Source organism: Vreelandella sp. GE22, assembly GCF_968212445.1.
Window position 1 is genome coordinate 3,212,150 of the sequence record NZ_OZ309110.1, and the last position, 22,058, is coordinate 3,234,207.

A 22,058-nucleotide genomic window follows, 5' to 3' on the forward strand; every position below is an offset into this window, starting at 1 on the left:
TACTGCTGGCTTTATATAACGATATCTTTACTTTTTTCCAGTCTTGGCTTTGACTCTAAGAATGTTTTCCATAAAGCAAGAGCATCTCTAAACTGCTCAGTGTCAATGTTTTCAAAATATTCATCATCGTATAAAGAATATATCTTGGCTTCTCTGGTAGTTATTGAAACTCCCCAAGACTCTCGTCCCCAGCTCGAGGACTCTACTTCACCGCTTAAAACAGAATCCACTTGCTTTATTCCTTTCTGCACCCATGGAATGGTTTGCTGGTAGGGAACCCCACCATCATCCATAAGAAGACAGGAAAGAAGATTTATACCATCTTCATTGGTTGTTTCCGGCACACAATGTGGTGAAACAACTCCTAATACATTTTTCCACAAAAATGAAATTTTCATCTCGTACTCCTAATATTTGGGATAGACTGTAGCTTTCGGCTTCATCCACCCTTCTACACGCACTCCACTAGGCGTTACTCCTGCCCACTTGTTTCCCGTAATCACCTTGTTTTGAAATGCTGCATCCACCTCTACTTTAACCCGGTCGGCCGTCCATGAGTCGGGAAACAGTGTAGATACTCCGCCATTGTTTGTTTTTTGTAAAAACTTACCAGGGTTTAATGGGTCGGGGACTTCAATTTGCGCGGTATATACACCATGGGTATTTGGCGGAGATTGAGTTCCTGGAATAACCCTCACGTTACCACTAGCTATCGAATGCCCACCAACTACATCACCATTTCGTTTAACTTCACCATTTAGAATGTGCCCATCAAAATCAATAGGAGCTGTAATACTATCAACATCCCGTGTAGCTCTTGCATTTAGGGCATCCTCCTCACTAAACACCGCCCCACCGATCATATCCGTTCCGGCAGGCTGATAGCCCCCCCCCGATCGTGTTGTCACCCGGCAACGGTGAGGCAATGGGTTGTTCACCGCGGCAGCCACCTGGCTGAATGCTTGGCCGCTCAGTGCTCCAGCCATTCTGGTCAGTGGCCGGCATGTCATAGCGTCCTAGGCGTTCTTTAGGCGTATCAGGGCGGCCCTCGCGGTCAATAGGGTTGTTATCGTCTTCCAGGCGATCAGTAGGCGAAAATACGGTTCCCGTGTACCAGGGGCCTGCTTTCGTTCCGTTGCCCATTCGTGCGGGCCACATGCCTGAAATAAATGCCCCCACCGGGTTTAGGTAGGGTATTCGTCCGCCAAGAGCAGGGGCACGGCCCGCTACCGCTGAGCCCCCAGCCGCACTTGTTGCTGCAGCCGCTCCTGCCAAACCCAACGGATCCACCATCCCCGTCGGGTTAGTCACGTAGCCGTACAGGTTCGTGCCTCCCTTGAGCCCTATCGGGTCCTGGCTGATGTACCTTCCCTGTTGCGGGTCGTAATAGCGATGGCGGTTGTAGTAAAGCCCGCTCTCTTCGTCGTGCCATTGGCCCTGGAACCGGATTGACTGGGTGACGTTGCGCACGGCGCGTTGATTTTTGACGGCTGCCCAGTCATCAGGTTCGGCGAACCAGCGGAGTTGGCCATTGGGGGAGATCAACTGCATCGGTGTGCCAATCGCATCCGTGACGAAGGCGCTGAGGTGCGGGCCCTGTTCGGTGTCGTCGATGCGCAGCATGGGCACGAAGCTGCCCGGCTCGTAGACGATGGTCGAGCGTTGCTTTTCGGACTCTTCGCGTACGATGCGGTCGCCGTCCCAGCCGTAATGGGTGGTGGCGGTGGTGCCGTTTTCGTGGCGCACGGTCTTGCTGATGCGGCGGCCCAGGCCGTCGTAGCGGTAGGTGGCCTCGACCGTACGGCCTCGCTCGCTTGCGCGGGTGAGCTGGACCAGGCGATTGGCACCATCAAAACCAAGCGTCAGGCGGTCGCCGTTGGCGGCCTGCTTTTCGATCATGTTGCCCGCGCCGTCGAAGCGGTGGCGGGCGCCGTCCAGGTGGTCGAGGCGGTTGTCGGTGATGGCCCGTTGGCCCTCGAGGCGGTTACCGGCGGCATCGAGGGCGTAGCGGTGGGCCTGGTCGCCGTGCTGGCTGCCGGTCAGGCGGCCGGCGGCGTCGTAACTGTAGGCGATGACGCTGGAGGCCTGGTCACTCTGCACGCTTCTGAAACTCATGCGGCCCAGAGCGTCGTACTGGTACTGCTGCCCCCCGCCGTTCTGCGCGCCACGCAGGGTCAGGTGATCGAGCTGGCCGAGGTTCGTATAGCCGCGCTCCAGAATCAGGGGCGGCGCCTGGTCGCCCGCTGCCAGGGTCAGGCGGCGCCGGGTTTCCCGGTGCAGGGCGTCCGGCTCCAGGTCGATTTCCAGGTTCAGCCCCGGGGCGCTCAGCCCGTGCAGGTGGCCGCTGCCGTAGGTGTGCCAGTTGAGCGCGGGTAGCGCGCCGAACTGGCTCGCTTGCGGGGCGCCGTTGGCGGTGAGGGTGTGCTGCTGCTGCCACTGCCAGCCGCTACCGCCTTCGATACCGGCGTGGCGCTGCTGCTCGCCGACCAGCCGCTGGGCGTCATCATATTGAAACGCGACGTCGCCGTGCTCGTTGGTGACGCTCATGAGCTGGCCGTTGGCGCCCCAGCGGTACTGCTCCTGGCTTGCCGGGGCGTGCTCGGTGGCGGGTAAATGGCGCGCCGCAAGGCGTCCGGCGGCGTCGTACTCATAGCGCGTGGCAAGCGGCTGGCCGTCCGGGCCGGGGCGGCTGGCTTCGATGCGCTCGACCAGTTGGCCCGCCTCATCGTAGCGATACTGCTGTTCGCGGCCGTCCGGGCCGGTCTCGCTGGTCAGCCGGTCCATGTCGTCGTAGGCGAAGCGGTAGACCGCGCCGTTGCCCAGGGTCAGCTCACTCAGGCGGCCCACGTCGTCGAAGGCGGTGAACTGCTGACTGCCGTCGGCCTCGGTGCGCTGCGCCGGGCGGCCGTGCTCGTCGAAGAAGAACTGCTGGCGGAAACCCTGGGGGCCTTCCACTTCGACCAGCCGCCCTTGCGGATCAAAATGCTGGTGCCAGTAAAGGCCGTTGGGCAGTTGAGTGGTGGTGCGCCGGCCCAGCTCGTCGTGCTGGGTGCGCGTGGTCTCGCCCAGGGCGTTGGTGGCACTGGCCAGATACGCGCGGCGGTCGTACTCAAACTCGGTGCGCTGCTCGGAGCAGTCGATCTCGGCGGTAACCTGGCCCTGGGCGTTCCACTCGCGCTGATGGGTAGCGCCCACCGGGTCGGTCACCGTCGTGGCACGGTCGGGCAGGCGCTCGTCGTCGTAAGCAAACGCCGTGGTGCCTGTCGGCCCCGTCACTTCCACCGGCTGACCACGTTCGTTACGAGTGATCTGCCAGTGCTGGCTCTCCGGCCCTTCGATGCTCACCGTGTCGCCCAACGCATCGCGCTCGATGCTCCAGCGCTGGCCGTCCGGCGTTACCTGGCCGATTACCTGACCACTTTCGTTACGCTCGATCCTTGTTTCGCGGCCCAGCGGGTCGGCCGTGGCAATTTTTTGCCCGGCGCGATCGTAACGGAACTCGATACGCGAGCCGTCGGGGCGGGTGTGCGCCGTCCAGCGCTTGCCAGGGCCGCTGCCCACGAAGTGGTAACGCTCTTCGCGGCCCAGGTGGTCGGTGACCTGGGTGTGATCGACGTGATACTCAAAGCGCCGCGCCAGGCCGCCGGCTTCCTGCTGACCTATTACGCGGCCGTCCGGCGCGTGGCGGTCCCAGGTGTAGTGGGCTTCCATACCGCCGGGCACGCGGTGGGCGGTCAGCATGTGATCCTGCCACTCGAACTCACGCACCACCTCGCCGTGGCGCTGGCGCGCATTTTGGGCTGTTGAACCGGGTAGCACGCCATAGGTTTTCAAACCGCATGGCGTTGCTCGTGCTTACCGAGAACCGTTAGTTCATGGCAGTATCATTAAAGCAGATATCGGTATGACGTAGCCTTTCACACGTACTCAGGCCCCTTCTGGATACCAGGTAATATTGATCACTTTCGACTGCAGCTCAACAATGGCGTTGCGGTCGCCCGCCCGAAAACGTAATCGCCAAGGGTCGCCGCGCTCGATTACTTCCAGCGTGTGGAGATAAGGAATCAGTTTTTCCTGCGCCACCGCAGGGTCGACCAGAGGCCAGCGCTCTCCTTCCTGGATATGTACGAACGTATCGCCTTCAACCTCAAACACCATGGTGCCCGGTCCCCAGAAGGGAGTAATATCCGACTGTATCGACCAGTCGCCATCGCTGCACACAATGCGGATTGCCTGCTCGTTAACGTCCACCCGCTCCAGCTCGATGTCGGGAAATAGCTGTGCGGGGACCCAATCAAGCTCGAATGTTTGACCGCTCGCTGTTGGCTCGTTCATTGCTCACTCCCTTGGGGGCTAAAGCGCGCTAGCCAGGCTTGGTACTCAGCCTCATCAAAACGCTTCTCATCCCGCACGTCGCCAAAGAGACGAGGGTGAATGCCTTGATGGTCTTTGATACGAACGGGTTCGATAATTTCCGCCACACGGCGGTAGTCGGCTAAGGCGGCATTAACCTCGGGATTTTCGTTGTCACCCAACTGCGGCATGGCGCCTGCGCGCAAAATCGCACCGCCGTTATACTCCAGCACTGGCAGCTCACCCATTTGTTCTTTGACGTGTTCCAAGCCACCTAAACGTTCTAACCAGGCGTCAGAAAGAATCGTCAGCCAATCAACACCTTTAGGGCCACGGTGCAGGTTTAAAGAATGAGTGGTGAATTTATTAATTTGCATCCCAAGAAAGCGCTGGCCAAATTTGTACTCAAGAATTACCGCCTCATCACTTTTTTCATAACCATAAGAACGACCTGACCAAAAGCCTGAATAGCCATGCTCGGGTTTAAGTTTTTCGCACCAGCGTTGTACTAGCGCAGGTAGTTTCTGCTCACGCTCGATAAAAAAATCAACTGGGAACTGACAATATAAATAACTTACCTCTCCTCGCTCATCGGAGCTTGGTCTATTGCCGAGAACAACCATCCCATATTCGTTCGCATCACTACGCCGCTGGCCGCCGTGATAAACAAACTCCCACTCGCCGGGGCCATAGCTGGGTAACCAGTCAAAGGGGGTAATATAACTATCAAACCCCTTCAGCTTTTTCCAGCGTCCGGTGGTTGGGTTGGTTGTCCAAGTCAGCTGGTCTCCCACCAAGTCGCGGTAGTCGGCAAGGATCTCCAGCACCGCTTGGCGCTTTTCTTCCTGCTGGGAGCCAGTAAAAAACAGTGCCACACCCAGGCAGATTTTAAACAGCACACCGTTGCCGGTTTCTACTGTGAGTAGTTGATCCAAATCTTGCGATGTACCCATGGAGTTTCTCCTTAAGTTGTTACCAAGCCGCTGCCGCACCCATACCAAAGCCGCCTAATACCATGCCCGCCCCCTGTCGTGCAGCCTGCTGCCCTAGTGCAGCGCCTAGTCCTCCGCTGAAATAAGTCGCAGCGCCTCCTAGAGCGACTAACGCGACGCCTGCTCCAATTTCTCCCCACGAAATGCCTTTTTCTTCCAAGCGATCTCGGTAAGTCTCGAGGGCGGGCTGTGTTTCAGGCGCATACTTAGTCTGCTGCGGCCCATCACATTTGCACCGCTCGGGGGTGAGTAAATGCAATTTCTCCTCTCCTCCGGCGATCCCCTCATAAGCCCTTTCTTGCCCATCCCCCCAATCATCCGGTGGAAACTTGACCTCAATCACGCCTAGTAGGTTGTCCTGGGTGGGTTTGCCGTTGGGGTCACGCAGCACGACCGCGTCAGGTATGCGCATATCGCCACGGGTGTAGCCTTCAGCGCTATTTTTCTCTGATTCCGTTAATAGTATTCCCTGCGCTCTATCGCGCTTGATGCGTATAATACGGTTAATGGCATGGCCGAAGCTGGGGATCGCCTCGGCCGTTTCTTGGCCTTCATCGTCTTTCATAAGTAACGGTGAAGGGGGCCTATCTCCCATATAGTAGGGCACCTGAACACGTATGCCCGTATCGCAGCTTTCATTGAATTGTTGTAGCCCTCTATCCACACAGCTCTGTTTGAGGTTAATGCCGTTTTGGCCGCGATTAGGCACTTCCTCGCAGGTGCATACAAAACTACAAACGACTCTCGATATCATCACCTATTGGGCATGCTTGGGCACTTGTACCGCTCATAGTGTGGTTCCTTCCCTTGCTTATAACGTTAACATTTGCGGGCCGTCGGGCAGCCACTGAACATCATGATGGGTACGATCAGGCAGTTGCCCATAAGCACAGGCCTGCCATTGGATTAGCGCTTTAGCGATGCCGTGAGTATCCACTGCTCGTTGAAAATCCTCCCGCTTCTCCAAATGGGAACAACTGGTAAACACCAAAAGGCAAAAGTGCTCGGCCATTTCGATACTGGGTAACTCGCCTTGATTGAGAGCAGTCAAGCGGTCAATGGCTTCTTCAAGACGGGCATCAATCGCAGGTGAGTCCAGATGCATTAACCACGACCATGCAGCGAGTAATAAGCGCTGACGCGCATCGGAGATCAATTCCTTGCGCATCAGTGGGCGAAGCAGGGTGATATGTTGTTGCGTAATACGCCACCAAGGGGCATCAGGTAATGATGGAGGCGATACATCGTGCGCCTTTTCCGGCTCTCGGCGTAGCGTTTCTTTTGGTATCCGGCAATGAACAGCGGTACAGGGTCCGAACCACTTTTGGCGCTCCTGATCACTAAAAGCATCAAGAAAAAAGGGCAGTACCTCAGGATCATAAAAACGCCATAGCACCTCATCGCCGTGGTCGTTATAGATCGTTAACCAGTGCCGAAAATGCTTGGCCAAGGCGTGGCTTGTCGCCTGGCTTTCTAGGAGTATTCCCCAACGCAAGTGCGGGCGTTGGGTTGTTATCCATTGCAAGAAGGGATCATTTGCCGAAGTAGGTGCGACGATAGGCGAGACAGTAGTCAAATGCGCAAAAGGAGTATCGTTATAAAGCAGTTCACCCTCCTCGCTGAAGGCCGAACGCCGATACCACTGCTCGCGGACTTCTGGTTGGGCAGCGTCCATTACAAGGTGTGTGCATGACGGCAACGTTCTACTCATGAGGATGCCTTCTGTGAGCTTTTTAGGGTATCGGCACAGATATCGCAAAGAGCCTTACCACTGCTGGCGGCCTTTTTCAGGGCGATCGTTTGCCCACCGGTCTCCGCAAAAGAAGTGGGGTGATGTTGAATTGGAGAAATTTTTTGGTGCTCTTCACTATCGGCCTCACCAGGTAGCCGAGCACCTTGAACGGCCTGTCCGGTGCCGCTGCCTGGGCTGCCGCCCGAGTTGATCTTGACCTGCGGGCCCACGATGGTCACACCGCTGGGGTCGATCTTGATAAAGCTGCCGCCGGCCTTCAGGGTAATCTCGGCACCGGCTTCGATCACCACCTTCATGCCGGCCTTGTGATGTACTTCCTGGCCTGCCTCGAGGAGTTGAGCCTGGCCGATCTTTTCGTGGCGGGTGCCGTCCACAGTAAGGTGGTCATCGCCGTCGACCTTCCCGTAGCGGTTGCCGTGCACCGTCAGGTGATCGTCACTATGGATTTCGCTGATGCGGTCGTTATGCACCTTGAGGTGACTGTCATTGCGAATCTCCTCGGTCCGGTCGTTGAGCGTTAAAAGCTCCAGGTCTTTTTGAGCGTGGACCCAGATCTGTTCCTCGCCCGCCTCGTCCTCGAAGCGCAGCTCGTTGAAGCCTTCGGCCTTGTGGCTTTGTGTGCGCAGCACCGTGCGGGTCTTGTTCGCCGGTAAATCGTAGGGCGGCTGGTTGACCGCGTGGTAGGTCCGCCCGGTGACCAGCGGCTGGTCCGGGTCGCCTTCCAGAAACGAGACGATCACCTCGTGGCCGATGCGCGGCAGTGCAATGCTGCCGTAGCCGCCGCCGGCCCAGCCCTGGGAGACGCGCACCCAGCAGCTGGCGGTGTCATCCGGCTCGGCGTAGCGGTCCCAGGGGAACTGGACCTTGACCCGGCCGTGCTCGTCGCAGTGAATCTCTTCGCCTTCCGGGCCGACCACGAAAGCCACCTGGGGGCCGTCGACGCTTGGCTTGGGGTTGGGCGTGGCGCGCCAGGCGGCGTCACCGGGCATCAGCGTGACCTGGTTGACGTAGCGGGTCATGCCGCCGGTGTCGCTGGCACTGATGCTGTCCTCTTCCAGCGCCTGGGGCTGCTCGCCGGCGTGGTGCACCGCGACCACCTGCCAGTCCCGGTTGAGGCTCTCGGTGTCATGGTCGGTCAGCGTGAAGCGTGCGCCGGGGGCGAACTCGGGCAGATCGCTTTGGGCGCTGGCCGTGGTGGCGTTGCGGCGCAGGTGCTCCAGGCGGATGCGGGTGAAGGGCTTGCCGGAGGCGTCTTCCTTGTAGCGGCCGGGGTAGTCAAAGTGTTCGTAGTCGGTCTGTTGACCGTGCTCGGCGACGTCATCGCCCATGTGGTCGTGCAGTTGGGCGTAGGCCGGGTTCTTGAAGCTGTAGTCCTTGAGCTGGGCGCTGGCGGCGGCGACCCGGGCGGTGTGGCTCAGCTTGCGCACGTGGCGGGTAGGCGGCGTGCCGCCGGCGCGGCTGTGGTAGGTGCGCTCGCCCAGGTTCGTCAGCACCTGGGGGTCGTCGGAGAACACCAGCCGGTGGGCGCCGCCCTCGCTGTCCTCGAACTCGTGAAAGTAAAAAAGTCCTTCCTCGGCGGCGAGGCGCTCGATGAAGGTGAGATCCGTTTCGCGGTACTGCACGCAGTATTCGCGCTCGAGGGGTTCGCGGCTGACGGCGAAGGCGACATCGGTAATACCACGCTCGTCCAGCAGGGTGTTGATGATGGTGAGCGGGTCGACCTTCTGGAAGATGCGCGAGTTCTGGCGCAGCGAGGTGCGCCAGAGCGCCGGACGCAGTGTCAGCGAGTAGAAGGTGCGCCGGTGGCCACGATCGCCGCGGCCGAACTCGCTGATGATGCCGTGGACCCGGCGCAGCGGCTCGCCGTCCTGCCAGACGGTCAGCGTGGCCTCGCGTTCGAGCAGTTCCGCCGCGTCCAGGTCGCCTTCGCGGCTGGCGACGTTCAGCGTCAACTCGAAGGGCTCGGAGACAGCGAAGCGTCAACTCATTTACGCCGGGAAACTTCCAATCAACCGGTCTATCCAGTACATGGAGAACGTTTCAAACCAGCGGATCAGATACCTTTGGCGAACAAGACTCGACCTCGGCGCGTTTGAATAGACCTGGCCTCTGATGGTCGATCACTGTCTACCTGGCCTTTAGCCACTCATCCCTGGCCGATTGCAAAGCGGCAAATTCGGGCCCGTCTTCATCGATCTGCTGGAAGGTAAACGCCACTTCAAACGGCTCACCATGGATCAACACAAACTGTTCGGGTGTTTCGAACCGGATCCTGGCGGCAGGGTTATCCGGGCTGGTCGCCTGCTGATGCTCGAAATCGAAGTTATAACGCAGCGGTTCGGCCTGTGCTTCCATATAGATCTCAGCCCGATGGCTCTCGCGATCAAACCGGATCCAGGCGCGCTCCATGCTCGCTTCAATCTCGGGCAATAGCGAATCAAACATGGGGTTCGCTTCTACTGCTTCTATCGCGTCCACGGCATAGACGCCTGAATGTGGCATTTCCGAAGGATCGGCCAGTACTTTTCCCATCGCGGCTGTCAGCAGCAAAGGCGCAACAATCCATTGTTTCATGGTTCACCATCCATATTACTTGATTCAATGAGGGCACGGCTGAACATCACTCAAGCCGTGCCAAAACGTTATGGGTCATGCTTAAGAGCGGCTTAAGCGCCTTTTAACGTTAAAACATCGCAGTAGCATTATGGCTCGACGTTGGCACTACTCGAGGCGGTGATGATCTCACTGCCGTGATCCGTCTTGCAGCCCAAATACGGCGTGGGGCGGCCATCGTGATTGGAGTGGCTGGAGCCTTCGATAATAGTGGCACCGCAGCCGGTTTTATCGCCCACCCGCGCCACGGGCTGGCCCTCCACTTTAGAGGGCGAACCGGTGATGATTTGGGTGGTGCGGTGGCCGGGGATGGGGCAGCTGTGCAGGTCGCCCTGGCGGGCTACGGGTTTCATCGGCAGATTTCCCACTGACCGTCGCGTTGGATGAAATAAAGCCTTACGTTGGATACGTCTTCCTCGTTTGCTGCGTGCCCAAACCGTATAGGAGCCGCAACTCCTTCACGTGTAAGCCAGGCTACTCGATTATCTGCTGCCAGATTCAGCGTCATTGGTTCTTCTGGAAAGGGATCCAGTTGGAAAAGATCAGGATTATCGAAAAACATGGTGAAGCTTGCGCGATGACGCACATAGTCTTCAGACTCACCTGAAGCCATAGCCAGCTCTTCGATCATGGTTTTGGATGCATCCATGAGTGCGTCGTTATTCTCTTCTTCGAATAACGAGTACAACCGACGGTATTCACTAGCCAAGCTATCTCGTACAGCGTTGGTATCGCTTAAGGCATCACCTTCTTCCCAGCACCAGGTGGGCATTTTCTGACGATTATTAAAAGGCACATTCAGTTGAAAGTGGCCACCATTATCAATCCAACGAATGTCTTTAACAACTAAATGCAGTGGGGCATCGTCATCTACATCGACTACTTCCGGTGCGGCATCGTCTGTGCCAGGCCTAATAACTACTTCAAAAGCGGTCTTGGTTTCCAAATTAGGGTTTTGTCCTGGCTCCCAATACTCCATAGAAATGCGAATTTCGTCCTCTTCATTAAAAGGAACAGGCCAGGCATAAAACTGAATTGAATTAAAACCACTTTTAACATATTGCGAAACCGGTAGCATTGTATCTACATGGCCTGGTATGCCTGAAAAATTGAGCATTATATCTTGCATATGAATGCCTGTTGCTAGGCCATTCACAGACCACCGAACCCCAAATTGATATTTTTGCTCTTGTGTCATTGCCTGCGTCTCCATCGCAAATAAAAGAGGGAGTATAAACGTCATTAATTTTTTCATGAGAAAGGTATAAACTCCCCTGGATGACCCTCTGCAAGAGGGTAAGTATTGGTTCTCTTAGAATCTTCGACCCACTCGACAGTCTCTATGGTCCGTGTTACTTGACTAGAGCTGGAACTGCTTGGGTAACCTTCATTATCCGATTGGCGCTCACCGGACTCCACACTTAATTTCTTGTACGATTTTATTTTTAATGAAGCCCCCGTGTGATAGAACTGGTACCCCCAGCGGCCTTCGTCTGTCTTGATACGGATTCCGCCTTCCGTGGCAATCTCTGCTTCATATTTAAATACATTTTCATCGGTAATAACCGAATCGAAATATCCAACGATATGTAGTGGTCAAGTAAAACTGGCCACCGCTTTATAGTTAACCCAGTACTTTTCCTCTGCCTGGTTCGGACTCATACCACCGTTATGCTGGTGAGGCCTAAGCTGGCTGTAATACCCGATTAAATAGTTCACGATATGATGCTGCCCCTGCAAGAATGATCGATAGCCATACGTTGGCACCCATTCAACCTTTAAGCTCCTGAAGAAACGCTCCATTGGCGCATTATCCCAGCAATTACCACGTCGACTCAGGCTTTGTTTTGCCTGGCATTTCCAGAGTGTCTGACGGAACTTACGGCTCGTGTAATGACTGCCCTGGTCGCTGTGGAACATAACCCCTTTTGGCCGCCCACGGCTCTCATAAGCCATTTCCAATGCGCTGCTGGTGAGTTCGCTATCGGGCGACAACGACATCGACCAGCCAATCGTTTTCCTGGCAAATAAGTCCATGACAACGGCTAGATAAGCCCAGCGTTTGCCAGTCCAGATATATGTGACGTCGCCACACCAAACGCGGTTGGGCGCCTCAACGTTAAACTGACGCGCTAAGTGGTTCGGTACCTCAACATGTTCATCACCTGTTTTCTTGTAGGTGTGCCCAGGCACTTGGCAACTAATCAGGCCAGGCTTTTCCATCAGGCGGCCAGCGCGATAGCGACTTAACGGCACATCCTGCCTTGTCGCCATCTCTGCGATGCTGCGCGCCCCTGCAGAGCCTTCGCTCTCGCGAAATAGCTCTCTGACCTTGGCTATTTCCTTGGTCTTCGTGGCACACACAGGTCTTTGTGAACGTTGTCTCCAGTATTTAAAGCTGCTGCGATGCACGCCAAACACGTCACACAGTTTTTTTACCGGGTAGCTCGTCTTGAGTTTCTCGATTAGCGAGAAGTGTTCAGGGAGTCCGACATCAAGAGAGCGGTAGCCTTTTTTAGGATGTCTTTTTCCATCTCAATGTCACGGATGCGCTTTTCAAGCTCGCGAATCCTGAGCTGATCGGCTGTCATGGGCGTTGCTTTAGGGCTTTGGCCATCACGCTCCTGGCGTAACTGACGAACCCATTTATCCATGCTCGAATACCCCACATTCATGGCTTCAGCCGCTTCACGAACCGTGTAGTGTTGATCGACGACTAGCTGTGCTGCTTCGAGCCGGAATTCAGGGCTAAAGTTACGTTTTGGTCTTGTTGCCATGCTGCCACCTGGTGATGTCTTGGTGCATATTAGCACCTCTAATTAGGTGGCCAAATTTACTATGCCACTACAATAACACCCTTTGGAAAGTGCAGATCTCCCACCGACATATCAAGACATCCAAATATGTTATCTTTTGCATTTTGATCGAGAGAATGATGACGCTCAACATTATTCTCAAATCCCTCTATAACTCTTTGGTCATATTTTAACTTCACATCTTCTAGACAAGCACTAAACTTCCCTTCATTAACATCTTCTCTTTCACCAAAAATTCTTCTATAACTTCTTTCTTCATGGCACTGATTAACTCCAGTTTCTCTAGAATATTCAGCGGCTTCTATGCTTTCTTCTAGAATATCCGGCAACTGAGATCTACTAGCTGTAAATGCGGTATGCTGCGCAACGCACCAAGCCTTATTTCTAATACCTTCTAGAAAAAGAGCTCCTCGTACTCCTGCTTGTATATGATTCAAGCCCAAAGGATCTACCGCCCCCATCGGATTTGTCACATACCCATACAAATTCGGCCCGCCGCCGAGCCCAATCGGATCCTGACTCACATACCGCCCCTGCTGCGGATCATAATACCGATGCCGGTTGTAGTAGAGCCCACTCTCCTCGTCCTGCCACTGGCCCTGAAACCGAATCGGCTGCGCTGTATTGCCACGAATGTTCTTCACCGCCGCCCAGTCATCGGGCTGGCCCTGCCACTGCGTTTCGCCGTTGGCGGCAACGAGCTGCATCGGGGTGCCAATCGCATCCGTGACGAAGGCGCTGAGCTGTGGGCCTTCCTGGGTGTCGTCGATGCGCAGCATGGGTACGAAGCTGCCCGGCTCGTAGACGATGGTCGAGCGTTGCTTTTCGGACTCTTCGCGTACGATGCGGTCGCCGTCCCAGCCGTAGTGGGTTGGTGCCGTTTTCGTGGCGCACGGTCTTGCTGACCCGGCGGCCCAGGCCGTCGTAGCGGTAGGTGGCATCGACCGTACGGCCCCGCTCGCTTGCGCGGGTGAGCTGGACCAGGCGATTGGCACCATCGTAACCGAGCGTCAGGCGGTCGCCGTTGGCGGCCTGCTTTTCGATCATGTTGCCCGCGCCGTCGAAGCGGTGGCGGGCGCCGTCCAGGTGGTCGAGGCGGTTGTCGGTGATGGCCTGTTGGCCGTCCAGGCGGTTACCGGCGGCATCGAGGGCGTAGCGGTGGGCCTGGTCGCCGTGCTGGCTGCCGGTCAGGCGGCCGGCGGCGTCATAGCTGTAGGCGATGACGCGGGAGGCCTGGTCACTCTGCACGCTTCTGAAACTCATGCGACCCAGAGCGTCGTACTGATACTGCTGCCCGCCGCCGTTCTGCGCGCCACGCAGGGTCAGGTGATCGAGCTGACCGAGGTTCGTATAGCCGCGCTCCAGAATCAGGGGCTGCGCCTGGTCGCCCGATGCCAGCGTCAGGCGCCGCTGGGTTTCCCGGTGCAGGACGTCCGGCTCCAGGTCGATCTCCAGGTTCAGCCCCGGGGCGCTCAGCCCGTGCAGGTGGCCGCTGCCGTAGGTGTGCCAGTTGAGCGCGGGTAGCTCGCCGAACTGGCTCGCTTGCGGGGCGCCGTTGGCGGTGAGTGTGTGCTGCTGCTGCCACTGCCAGCCGCTACCGCCTTCGATACCGGCGTGGCGCTGTTGCTCGCCGACCAGCCGCTGGGCGTCATCATATTGAAACGCGACGTCGCCGTGCTCGTTGGTAACGCTCATGAGCTGGCCGTTGGCGCCCCAGCGGTACTGCTCGGTGCTAGTCAAAAAGAGGCGAAATACTTTATCGCGCTCCTAACCATTATACTCCGGGACTAAACACCGATTAGAATTAAAGTCACTAACGTTAAAAAACCAAACATATATACAACAAAGAAGACTAACATCGACTTACTTAATGCTGCTAATCCTAAATCATTTAAACTTTTCCACTCTTTTTTAAATAGGAACTTAAACAGTATCAAGCTACTAGACGGTGAATTATTTAAGACAACACTTGGACTACCCATAGACTTATATTTCACAGGGTGTCTGCTTGCTAGTATTTTGAACAATCGATGACAAAGAAAAAACCAGACTAACACTAAAAAAAACAAAACCCCAAAAACAATAGGAATAAATTCATCCACTTAAAAATCCTCTTAACGCAACAGCGAACGTCTAGTTGACCACAAAAGATTAACTGACATATAAAATATTCAAAATCTTAATACGCGAAAAGTACTTAAAATAACTCTATAACACCTATTATACCTTATAATAATAATACTACAATAAAAACCATCGGCCCTTTTAACTTCAAAACTGGCGGTCTCAAGTTCTAAGTGCAGTGCTATTGAATAGTGCCTGGACCGGCGACGGATTTCTTGAGCACCTCAGCATAGACTTCCAGCGGCGTGCGCCAGTCCAGTCTCTTGCGTGGTCGTGTATCCAGTGAGTCGGCGATCGCGTCGAGCTCTTCCTGGCTGTAGACCGACAGGTCCGTGCCCTTCGGCAGGTACTGCCGCAACAGTCCATTGGTGTTCTCATTGGAGCCCCGCTGCCATGGGCTATGCGGGTCGGCAAAATAGATCGCCGTACCTGTCTTCTGGGTGATCTCGGCATGCTTCACCATTTCTCGGCCCTGGTCGTAGGTCATGGACAGGCGCAGGGAGCGCGGCACCTCATTGAGCTTGTCGCTGAAGCCGACGGCTGCTGCTGTAGCCGTGGTGCCATCCACTTTCGCCGGGATGACCAGCCGCGTGGTTCGCTCTACCAACGTACCGACAGCAGAGCGGTTGTTGGCACCGATGATGAGGCCACCCACCCAATGGCCAGGCATCAGGCGGTCTTCGATTTCAGGCGGCCGCAGATGGATGCTGACCAGGTCGGGAGTCTGTTGTCGCCTATCCTTGCCACGGCTTCGAGGGCGTCGTTTACTCTTACCCTGACGCAAACAGGGAATCAGCTCTTTGCTTGAGCGAGCCGCGCGGCATGAGGTAGAGCGCATTATAGATGGCTTCGTGCGAGATGTGGCGATCAGTGTTATCAGGAAACATGCGCTTCAGTGTGCGGGCTATTTGCTCTGGTGACCAGTACTTGCGCAGCAGGTAGGCCTCCAATTCGAACAGCGCAACATCGAAGGTCAGCTTTGGGCAACGGCGAGGCCGACAGCGAGTCAGTCGAGCGCGGTGGCCAGCGAGGCTGGCGTCATACGCTCTGTCAGATCTAATAGCATGGCGCACCAGTTCTCGTGAAATAGTACTGGGCGCACGTCCCAACTGACGGGCAATAGCGCGAATCGAGTGGGTAGCCCGCATCAGCATGATGGCGGCCCAATCTTCGGCAGAAAGATGGCGATAACAGTGAGTCATGGCAATACCTTACCTGATAGGTTAGGTGTTGCACTTGGTCATTGAGACCGCCGACCATCCCATTTGGTTTATTAATCAAACAAGAAAACCAAGAATTAAAAATCCCAATATTCCGGCTGATGTATACAATATATTCACATAGGTCAATACCACATAAACCCTAATCCAGAATAGTGTTCTTTTATTAAAGCCATCATTCCATCTATCTTTAGATAATATATATTTATTGAATTTAACTGTTTTCTCCATAGATCTAGCATCAGCGCCATCGAAGTAATACTCATATATTTCTGGAGTTCCTCTTAGCGAGGAACGAAGCTTTAAATATGCCACCCCATTAACTAGCAGTATAATATAATAAATATGAACTAAGCTCATTTAATCCTCTCTACTTATTACAATCTAAAATATAATATTCCAATTCTCCACCTGCTACCGCTGAAGCGCCAATACCTGGTCCTCCCTTTATGCCAACCGAGGCTCCATCGGTTCCAGACGATAGAGAAGACTCTGCCCCCATCATGCCTACACCACCAGCAAGAGATATAAAAGTACGGAAATCCACAGCATTCCTTTCTTCTGGTGCGCGCATATTAACGCTTTGGCCAAGAGAACCAGTCACTGAAGCTCCTGCACCTATACCTATACCTAATATATTTGAGATACCACTGCTGGATGCCTTTACAGCCCCTTGAAGCGCTACACCACTACCAATTGAGGATGAAACGATAGCTTCGTTATCACCAAGCATGCTTAATGCCGAACACATTGGCTGTGTGACTGCAGATCGAGCTCCACTTATTAATTGAGATATTTCTTTTGATATATTAACTCTCTCTGGCTTTGGCTGTGGGCGAGTATGACCATTTTGAATAGCAGCGCTAATAGGATCTAATTGGTGCATATTTGCCCCAAATAACCCCAACGGATCCACCGCCCCCATCGGATTACCCACATATGCGTACAAATTCGTACCACCGCGCAACCCAATCGGATCCTGACTCACATACCGCCCCTGCTGCGGGTCGTAATACCGATGGCGATTGTAGTACAGCCCGCTTTCTTCATCATGCCACTGACCCTGAAAGCGAATCGGCTGACTCGCACTGCCGCGTACATTTTTCACCGCCGACCAATCATCAGGCTGAGCCTGCCATTTCGTGTCGCCATTGGGCGCGACCAGTTGCATGGGCGTACCCAGCGCATCCGTGACGAAGGCGCTGAGTTGCGGGCCCTGTTCGGTGTCGTCGATGCGCAGCATGGGCACGAAGCTGCCCGGCTCGTAAACGATGGTCGAGTGCTGATTCTCGCTTTCTTCGCGCACGATGCGGTCGCCGTCCCAGCCGTAGTGGGTGGTGGCGGTGGTGCCGTTTTCGTGGCGCACGGTTTTGCTGATGCGGCGGCCCAGGCCGTCGTAGCGGTAGGTGGCCTCGACCGTACGGCCCCGCTCGCTTGCGCGGGTGAGCCGGACCAGGCGGTTGGCACCATCGTAACCGAGCGTCAGGCGGTCGCCGTTGGCGGCCTGCTTTTCAATCATGTTGCCCGCGCCGTCGAAGCGGTGGCGGGCGCCGTCCAGGTGGTCGAGGCGGTTGTCGGTCAGCGCCTGCTGGCCGTCCAGGCGGTTACCGGCGGCATCGAGGGCGTAGCGGTGGGCCTGGTCGCCGTGCTGGCCGCCGCCGATTTGCGCGCCGCGCAGGGTCAGGCGGCGCCGGATTTCCCGGTGCAGGGCGTCCGGCTCTAGGTCGATTCCAAGGTTCATCCCCGGGGCGCTCAGGCCGCTGCCGTAGGTGTGCCAGTTGAGCGCGGGTAGCTCGCCAAATTGGCTCGCTTGGGGGGCGCCGTTGGCGGTGAAGGTGTGATGCTGCTGCCACTGTCAGCCGCTGCCGCTCTCGACGGCGGCGTGGCGCTGCTGCTCGCCGACCAGCCGCTGAGCGTCATCATATTGAAACGCGGCTTCGCCGTGCTCGTTGGTAACGCTCATGAGCTGGCCGTTGGCGCCCCAGCGGTACTGCTCCTGGCTGGCCGGAAAGAGATGCAATATTTTGTTGCGTTCCAAACCATTACACACTGGGGCCAAACAGATATCATCATATGTTTTATAATGGTCTAAGCCATTATTTCTCAATGGCCCAATTTTAAAAAACATAGTGTTTATTTCTTTCCAGATGTCCACCTTAAGTAGGCTGGAGGATAGCCAGTTAGCATTACCACAACTGCCATGTGAAACAACCATCCTATAGGTAGCAAGAAAAAAAGCGCCCTTATATCAAAACCTTCATCAAAACCAAAAGCTAAAAAACCCATTAAGGAAAAAAAGCAAACCAAAGTTATAAATCCACAAAGGAATCTATAAAAAAAACCCAACTTTTTAATCTCACTATTTTTTAACATATCAGATTCGGCAACCAAGAAATATAAATTATTTTTTAACCCAGTTTAGAAAATTATCAAATTTCCTAAAAAAGCGATTCGCTGTAGTTCTTATTCCAGCACCACTCATAGTTCCTGCCTCATAAGCTCCTGTTACCATAGCAGAATTAGCAACTGAAGTTGCAGCAACTAGCCTTAGAGTACCAAGATGGGTACCAAGATGAGGCGCAGGTCCTTGTAAAATATAATTTCCAACAGTATAACCACCGTAACTTTGAGCCATTTTTCCTCCAGCCCACATTCCAGCCCCTGTTTCTAAAGGGTCACCTATAAATCTTATAGCTATACTACTTGAATAATAAGTTTCCATAGTTTGATTGATAAAATTTTCTTCTGTTCGCCCGCCAGTAAATCTAATGAGCCCTTCTAGAGCACCATCTGAAAAGTCTTCCTGTAAGCCGCTGGATACTGCATCATATCGCCACTTTAAGCCATCCCAAGAATTATTCGCCTTATCGGTTATTGTATTAATCAAATCATTGCAGTTACTTGCAATTGATGAAAATCCGAGTGGATCTATAATTCCTGTAGGATTGATAACATACCCATACAAATTCGTGCCGCCGTTGAGCCCAATCGGATCCTGACTCACATACCGCCCCTGCTGCGGGTCGTAATACCGGTGGCGGTTGTAGTAAAGCCCACTCTCCTCGTCCTGCCACTGGCCCTGAAACCGAATCGGCTGCGCTGTATTGCCACGAATGTTCTTCACCGCTGCCCAATCATCGGGCTGGCCCTGCCACTGCGTTTCGCCGTTGGCGGCAACGAGCTGCATCGGGGTGCCAATCGCATCCGTGACGAAGGCGCTGAGCTGTGGGCCCTGTTCGGTGTCGTCGATGCGCAGCATGGGCACGAAGCTACCCGGCTCGTAAACGATGGTCGAGTGCTGGCTCTCGCTTTCTTCGCGCACGATGCGGTCGCCGTCCCAGCCGTAGTGGGTGGTGGCGGTGGTGCCGTTTTCGTGGCGCACGGTCTTATTGATCCGGCGGCCCAGGCCGTCGTAGCAATAGGTGGCATCGACCGTACGGCCCCGCTCGCTTGCGCGGGTGAGCCGGACCAGGCGATTGGCTCCATCGTAACCGAGTGTCAGGCGGACGCCGTTGGCGGTTTGCTTTTCGATCATGTTGCCCGCGCCGTCGAAGCGGTGGCGGGCGCCGTCCAGGTGGTCGAGGCGGTTGTCGGTCAGCGCCTGTTGGCCGTCCAGGCGGCGCCGGGTTTCCCGGTGCAGGGCGTCCGGCTCCAGGTCGATTTCCAGGTTCAGCCCCGGGGCGCTCAACCTGTGCAGGTGGCCGCTGCCGTAGGTGTGCCGGTTGAGCGCGGGCAGCTCGCCAAATTGGCTCTGCTGCGAGGTGACGTTGGCGGTAATCTTAATAAGGTGTTTAATTAATCAATTGCTCTTACTACATCATCTAATAAGACACCATACCACTCTGACTATTACTCCTTTGCTATCTTATTCGCTGACGCCTAAAACGTCGATCTACAATTAAAAAAACAACAAGCATAACGACCCATATGCTTATAGAAAGAAAAACTGTAATTAAATTTTTATCTAAATATTCTTTATCCACCAACCATCCAGGGATGGGGGCTAAACAGCCCATAAAAATCATTATAGCCAAAAGCTTATTATAACCAAAAACATCAAATATTTTTTTAGAAAAAAAATAAAAAATCATTTGAATAATAATTAAAGAAACCAAAACTGCCTCACTCATCACTTTCTCCGGACTTTATATAAGTATCTATAGTATTGGTAACACCAATAGTACCTGAACCGGCCTCAAGCAAAAGACCTCCACGAGACATCGTTTCATAGTTCCTCACATAATCTGCATTAATATTCCTAAAGAGACGCCAAGTATCAGGTGAAACAACTTTTCTTGTTAACCCACCTACTGATGTTCCAAGGTTTGCAGTATCGACGGCAAGATTTCCTGCCTGCTCTCCTCCAACAGAAATAGCCGCACTACGTATATACCCAGCTTCTCCTGTATAGGCTTCTTGTATACTATTAGCCCCAAGCCCGATCAATGGCCCTCCTAACATACAGCCTGCAACCGTCATACACATGGCACCGCCAGTCATGATTTGACCTGCACCACCTAAGTAGTTAGCAGCAGTATCCGCATATCCCCAAGCTTTTTCTATCACCGGGCCCGACGCTTCACTCAAAGCTGTATATCCATTACGGGCAGAATTAGATATAGAGGCTCCCATTTCGGCCAAAAAGCCTTCTAACCCCAATGGATCCACCGCACCCATTGGATTAGCCACATACCCATACAAATTGGTGCCACCCCGCAACCCAATCGGATCCTGACTCACATACCGCCCCTGCTGCGGGTCGTAATACCGATGCCGGTTGTAATAGAGCCCACTCTCCTCGTCCTGCCATTGCCCCTGGAACCGAATCGGCTGACGGGCACTTCCATGCACATTCTTCACCGCCGCCCAGTCATCGGGCTGGCCCTGCCACTGCGTTTCGCCGTTGGCGGCAACGAGCTGCATCGGGGTGCCAATCGCATCCGTGACAAAGGCGCTGAGTTGCGGGCCTTCCTGGGTGTCGTCGATGCGCAGCATGGGTACGAAGCTGCCCGGCTCGTAAACGATGGTCGAGTGCTGGCTGTCACTTTCTTCGCGCACGATGCGGTCGCCGTCCCAGCCGTAGTGGGTGGTGGCGGTGGTGCCGTTTTCATGGCGCACGGTCTTGCTGATGCGTCGGCCCAGGCCGTCGTAGCGGTAGGTGGCATCGACCGTACGGCCTCGCTCGCTTGCGCGGGTGAGCTGGACCAGGCGATTGGCACCATCAAAACCAAGCGTCAGGCGGTCGCCGTTGGCGGCCTGCTTTTCGATCATGTTGCCCGCGCCGTCGAAGCGGTGGCGGGCACCGTCCAGGTGGTCGAGGCGGTTGTCGGTCAGCGCCTGTTGGCCGTCCAGGCGGTTACCGGCGGCATCGAGGGCGTAGCGGTGGGCCTGGTCGCCGTGCTGACGGCCGGCGGCATCAAAACTGTAGGCAATAACGCTGGAGGCCTGGTCACTCTGCACGCTTCTGAAACTCATGCGACCCAGAGCGTCGTACTGGTACTGCTGCCCGCCACCGTTCTGCGCACCGCGCAGGGTCAGGTGATCGAGCTGGCCGAGGTTCGTATAGCCGCGCTCCAGAATCAGGGGCTGCGCCTGGTCGCCCGCTGCTAGGGTCAGGCGGCGCCGGGTTTCCCGGTGCAGGGCGTCCGGCTCCAGGTCGATTTCCAGGTTCAGCCCCGGGGCGCTCAGCCCGTGCAGGTGGCCGCTGCCGTAGGTGTGCCAGTGGAGCGCGGGCAGCTCGCCGAACTGGCTCGCTTGCGGGGCGCCGTTGGCGCCCCAGCGGTAGTGTTCGGTGCTGGCGGGGCATGCTCGGTCGCAGGCAGGTGACGGGCGGTAAGGCGACCAGCAGCATCGTACGAGTAGCGCGTGGCCAGCGGCTGGCCGTCGGGGCCGTTGGCTTCGATGCGTTCGACTAACTGACCAGCGCCATCATAGCGGTACTGCTGCTCGCGGCCATCAGGGCCGATCTCGCTGGCTAGGCGGTCCATATCGTCATATGCAAAGCGGTAGACGGCACCGTTGCCCAAGGCGAGTTCATTCAGACGACCGAGGCCGCCATAAGCGGTATATTGATAGCTGCCGTCGTCCTCGATGCGCTGCACCGGGTGACCGTGGTTGTCAAAGAAAAACTGCTGGCGAAGCCTTGCGGGTCTTCTGCTCGACTAGTCGCCCTAGTGAAACACGCATG

General features: G+C 55.3%; 23 protein-coding genes and 2 pseudogenes. 2 read left to right on the plus strand and 23 right to left on the minus strand.

Translation table 11 applies throughout. The features are described 5' to 3' along the window. Window positions 1-11 precede the first annotated feature (11 nt). The 20 genes and pseudogenes from ACWHRL_RS15075 to ACWHRL_RS15170 form a co-directional block, all read right to left on the minus strand. On the minus strand, window positions 12-398 hold the full coding sequence (locus ACWHRL_RS15075) for a hypothetical protein (RefSeq protein WP_447894316.1): 387 nt from the start codon (window positions 396-398) through the stop codon (window positions 12-14). Window positions 399-407: 9 nt separating this feature from the next. Beyond that, a complete protein-coding gene (locus ACWHRL_RS15080) occupies window positions 408-863 on the minus strand; it encodes an EndoU domain-containing protein (RefSeq protein ID WP_447894317.1) in 456 nt (151 codons plus the stop codon). After that, entirely contained in the window at window positions 841-3,834 is a 2,994-nt protein-coding gene (locus tag ACWHRL_RS15085; protein ID WP_447894318.1) for an RHS repeat-associated core domain-containing protein, read from the minus strand. Before ACWHRL_RS15085 ends, ACWHRL_RS15080 begins: the two co-directional genes overlap by 23 nt. A 93-nt stretch (window positions 3,835-3,927) precedes the next feature. Continuing rightward, window positions 3,928-4,335, minus strand: a complete 408-nt coding sequence (locus ACWHRL_RS15090; RefSeq protein WP_447894319.1) for a hypothetical protein — start codon at window positions 4,333-4,335, stop codon at window positions 3,928-3,930. Beyond that, window positions 4,332-5,306 carry a type VI immunity family protein gene (locus ACWHRL_RS15095; RefSeq protein ID WP_447894320.1) on the minus strand — a complete coding sequence of 325 codons (975 nt, stop codon included), beginning with the start codon at window positions 5,304-5,306 and terminating at the stop codon, window positions 4,332-4,334. The genes ACWHRL_RS15090 and ACWHRL_RS15095 overlap by 4 nt, the downstream gene beginning before the upstream one ends. 19 nt (window positions 5,307-5,325) lie before the next feature. After that, on the minus strand, window positions 5,326-5,910 hold the full coding sequence (locus ACWHRL_RS15100; RefSeq protein ID WP_447894321.1) for a hypothetical protein: 585 nt from the start codon (window positions 5,908-5,910) through the stop codon (window positions 5,326-5,328). A gap of 246 nt (window positions 5,911-6,156) precedes the next feature. Further along, window positions 6,157-7,056, minus strand: coding sequence for a DUF4123 domain-containing protein (locus ACWHRL_RS15105; RefSeq protein WP_447894322.1), 900 nt, complete (start codon window positions 7,054-7,056; stop codon window positions 6,157-6,159). Beyond that, window positions 7,053-9,071: pseudogene (tssI, locus tag ACWHRL_RS15110) on the minus strand (type VI secretion system tip protein TssI/VgrG); the annotation flags it as partial. The gene ACWHRL_RS15105 and the pseudogene tssI, both read right to left, overlap by 4 nt. 154 nt (window positions 9,072-9,225) lie before the next feature. Next, window positions 9,226-9,672 (minus strand): hypothetical protein, encoded by a 447-nt coding sequence (locus tag ACWHRL_RS15115; RefSeq protein ID WP_447894323.1) that lies wholly within the window; start codon window positions 9,670-9,672, stop codon window positions 9,226-9,228. 128 nt (window positions 9,673-9,800) lie between these two features. Beyond that, complete coding sequence (locus tag ACWHRL_RS15120) at window positions 9,801-10,064, minus strand: PAAR domain-containing protein (protein WP_447894324.1); 264 nt, start codon at window positions 10,062-10,064, stop codon at window positions 9,801-9,803. Continuing rightward, complete coding sequence (locus ACWHRL_RS15125) at window positions 10,061-10,966, minus strand: hypothetical protein (RefSeq protein WP_447894325.1); 906 nt, start codon at window positions 10,964-10,966, stop codon at window positions 10,061-10,063. Before ACWHRL_RS15125 ends, ACWHRL_RS15120 begins: the two co-directional genes overlap by 4 nt. Window positions 10,967-11,307: 341 nt before the next feature. Next, a protein-coding gene (locus tag ACWHRL_RS15130; RefSeq protein ID WP_447894326.1) for an IS3 family transposase occupies window positions 11,308-12,488 on the minus strand; the annotation gives its coding sequence in 2 pieces (ribosomal slippage) (window positions 11,308-12,221 and window positions 12,221-12,488; 1,182 coding nt in all). A 59-nt stretch (window positions 12,489-12,547) separates the two neighbouring features. Then, window positions 12,548-13,234, minus strand: coding sequence for an RHS repeat-associated core domain-containing protein (locus tag ACWHRL_RS15135; RefSeq protein WP_447894327.1), 687 nt, complete (start codon window positions 13,232-13,234; stop codon window positions 12,548-12,550). Then, on the minus strand, window positions 13,182-14,267 hold the full coding sequence (locus ACWHRL_RS15140; protein WP_447894328.1) for a hypothetical protein: 1,086 nt from the start codon (window positions 14,265-14,267) through the stop codon (window positions 13,182-13,184). The genes ACWHRL_RS15135 and ACWHRL_RS15140 overlap by 53 nt, the downstream gene beginning before the upstream one ends. 47 nt (window positions 14,268-14,314) lie before the next feature. After that, window positions 14,315-14,629, minus strand: a complete 315-nt coding sequence (locus tag ACWHRL_RS15145; RefSeq protein WP_447894329.1) for a hypothetical protein — start codon at window positions 14,627-14,629, stop codon at window positions 14,315-14,317. Window positions 14,630-14,832: 203 nt separating this feature from the next. Then, window positions 14,833-15,853, minus strand: a pseudogene (locus ACWHRL_RS15150) (IS30 family transposase). Window positions 15,854-15,928: 75 nt separating this feature from the next. After that, on the minus strand, window positions 15,929-16,231 hold the full coding sequence (locus tag ACWHRL_RS15155; protein WP_447894330.1) for a hypothetical protein: 303 nt from the start codon (window positions 16,229-16,231) through the stop codon (window positions 15,929-15,931). Between the two features lie 10 nt (window positions 16,232-16,241). Next, entirely contained in the window at window positions 16,242-17,612 is a 1,371-nt protein-coding gene (locus tag ACWHRL_RS15160; protein WP_447894331.1) for an RHS repeat-associated core domain-containing protein, read from the minus strand. Between the two features lie 114 nt (window positions 17,613-17,726). Then, window positions 17,727-17,909 (minus strand): hypothetical protein, encoded by a 183-nt coding sequence (locus ACWHRL_RS15165; protein ID WP_447894332.1) that lies wholly within the window; start codon window positions 17,907-17,909, stop codon window positions 17,727-17,729. Between the two features lie 363 nt (window positions 17,910-18,272). After that, window positions 18,273-19,253, minus strand: a complete 981-nt coding sequence (locus ACWHRL_RS15170; protein WP_447894333.1) for an RHS repeat-associated core domain-containing protein — start codon at window positions 19,251-19,253, stop codon at window positions 18,273-18,275. On the opposite strand from ACWHRL_RS15170, the gene ACWHRL_RS15175 reads away from it, so the two are divergent. Beyond that, the gene (locus tag ACWHRL_RS15175; RefSeq protein WP_447894334.1) at window positions 19,245-19,670 is read left to right on the plus strand and encodes a hypothetical protein; all 426 of its coding nucleotides are present in this window, start codon (window positions 19,245-19,247) and stop codon (window positions 19,668-19,670) included. The genes ACWHRL_RS15170 and ACWHRL_RS15175 overlap by 9 nt on opposite strands. Before the next feature lie 61 nt (window positions 19,671-19,731). Here the strand turns inward: ACWHRL_RS15175 and ACWHRL_RS15180 are convergent, their stop codons facing one another. Further along, window positions 19,732-20,001: a hypothetical protein gene (locus ACWHRL_RS15180; protein ID WP_447894335.1), complete on the minus strand. Its 270-nt coding sequence runs from the start codon at window positions 19,999-20,001 to the stop codon at window positions 19,732-19,734. Beyond that, on the minus strand, window positions 19,994-20,989 hold the full coding sequence (locus ACWHRL_RS15185) for an RHS repeat-associated core domain-containing protein (protein ID WP_447894336.1): 996 nt from the start codon (window positions 20,987-20,989) through the stop codon (window positions 19,994-19,996). The genes ACWHRL_RS15180 and ACWHRL_RS15185 overlap by 8 nt, the downstream gene beginning before the upstream one ends. On the opposite strand from ACWHRL_RS15185, the gene ACWHRL_RS15190 reads away from it, so the two are divergent. Continuing rightward, on the plus strand, window positions 20,981-21,481 hold the full coding sequence (locus ACWHRL_RS15190) for a hypothetical protein (RefSeq protein WP_447894337.1): 501 nt from the start codon (window positions 20,981-20,983) through the stop codon (window positions 21,479-21,481). The two genes, ACWHRL_RS15185 and ACWHRL_RS15190, sit on opposite strands and share 9 nt — an antisense overlap. A gap of 74 nt (window positions 21,482-21,555) precedes the next feature. On the opposite strand, the gene ACWHRL_RS15195 is transcribed toward ACWHRL_RS15190, so the two are convergent. Beyond that, a complete protein-coding gene (locus tag ACWHRL_RS15195; RefSeq protein WP_447894338.1) occupies window positions 21,556-21,897 on the minus strand; it encodes a hypothetical protein in 342 nt (113 codons plus the stop codon). Between the last annotated feature and the right edge of the window lie 161 nt (window positions 21,898-22,058).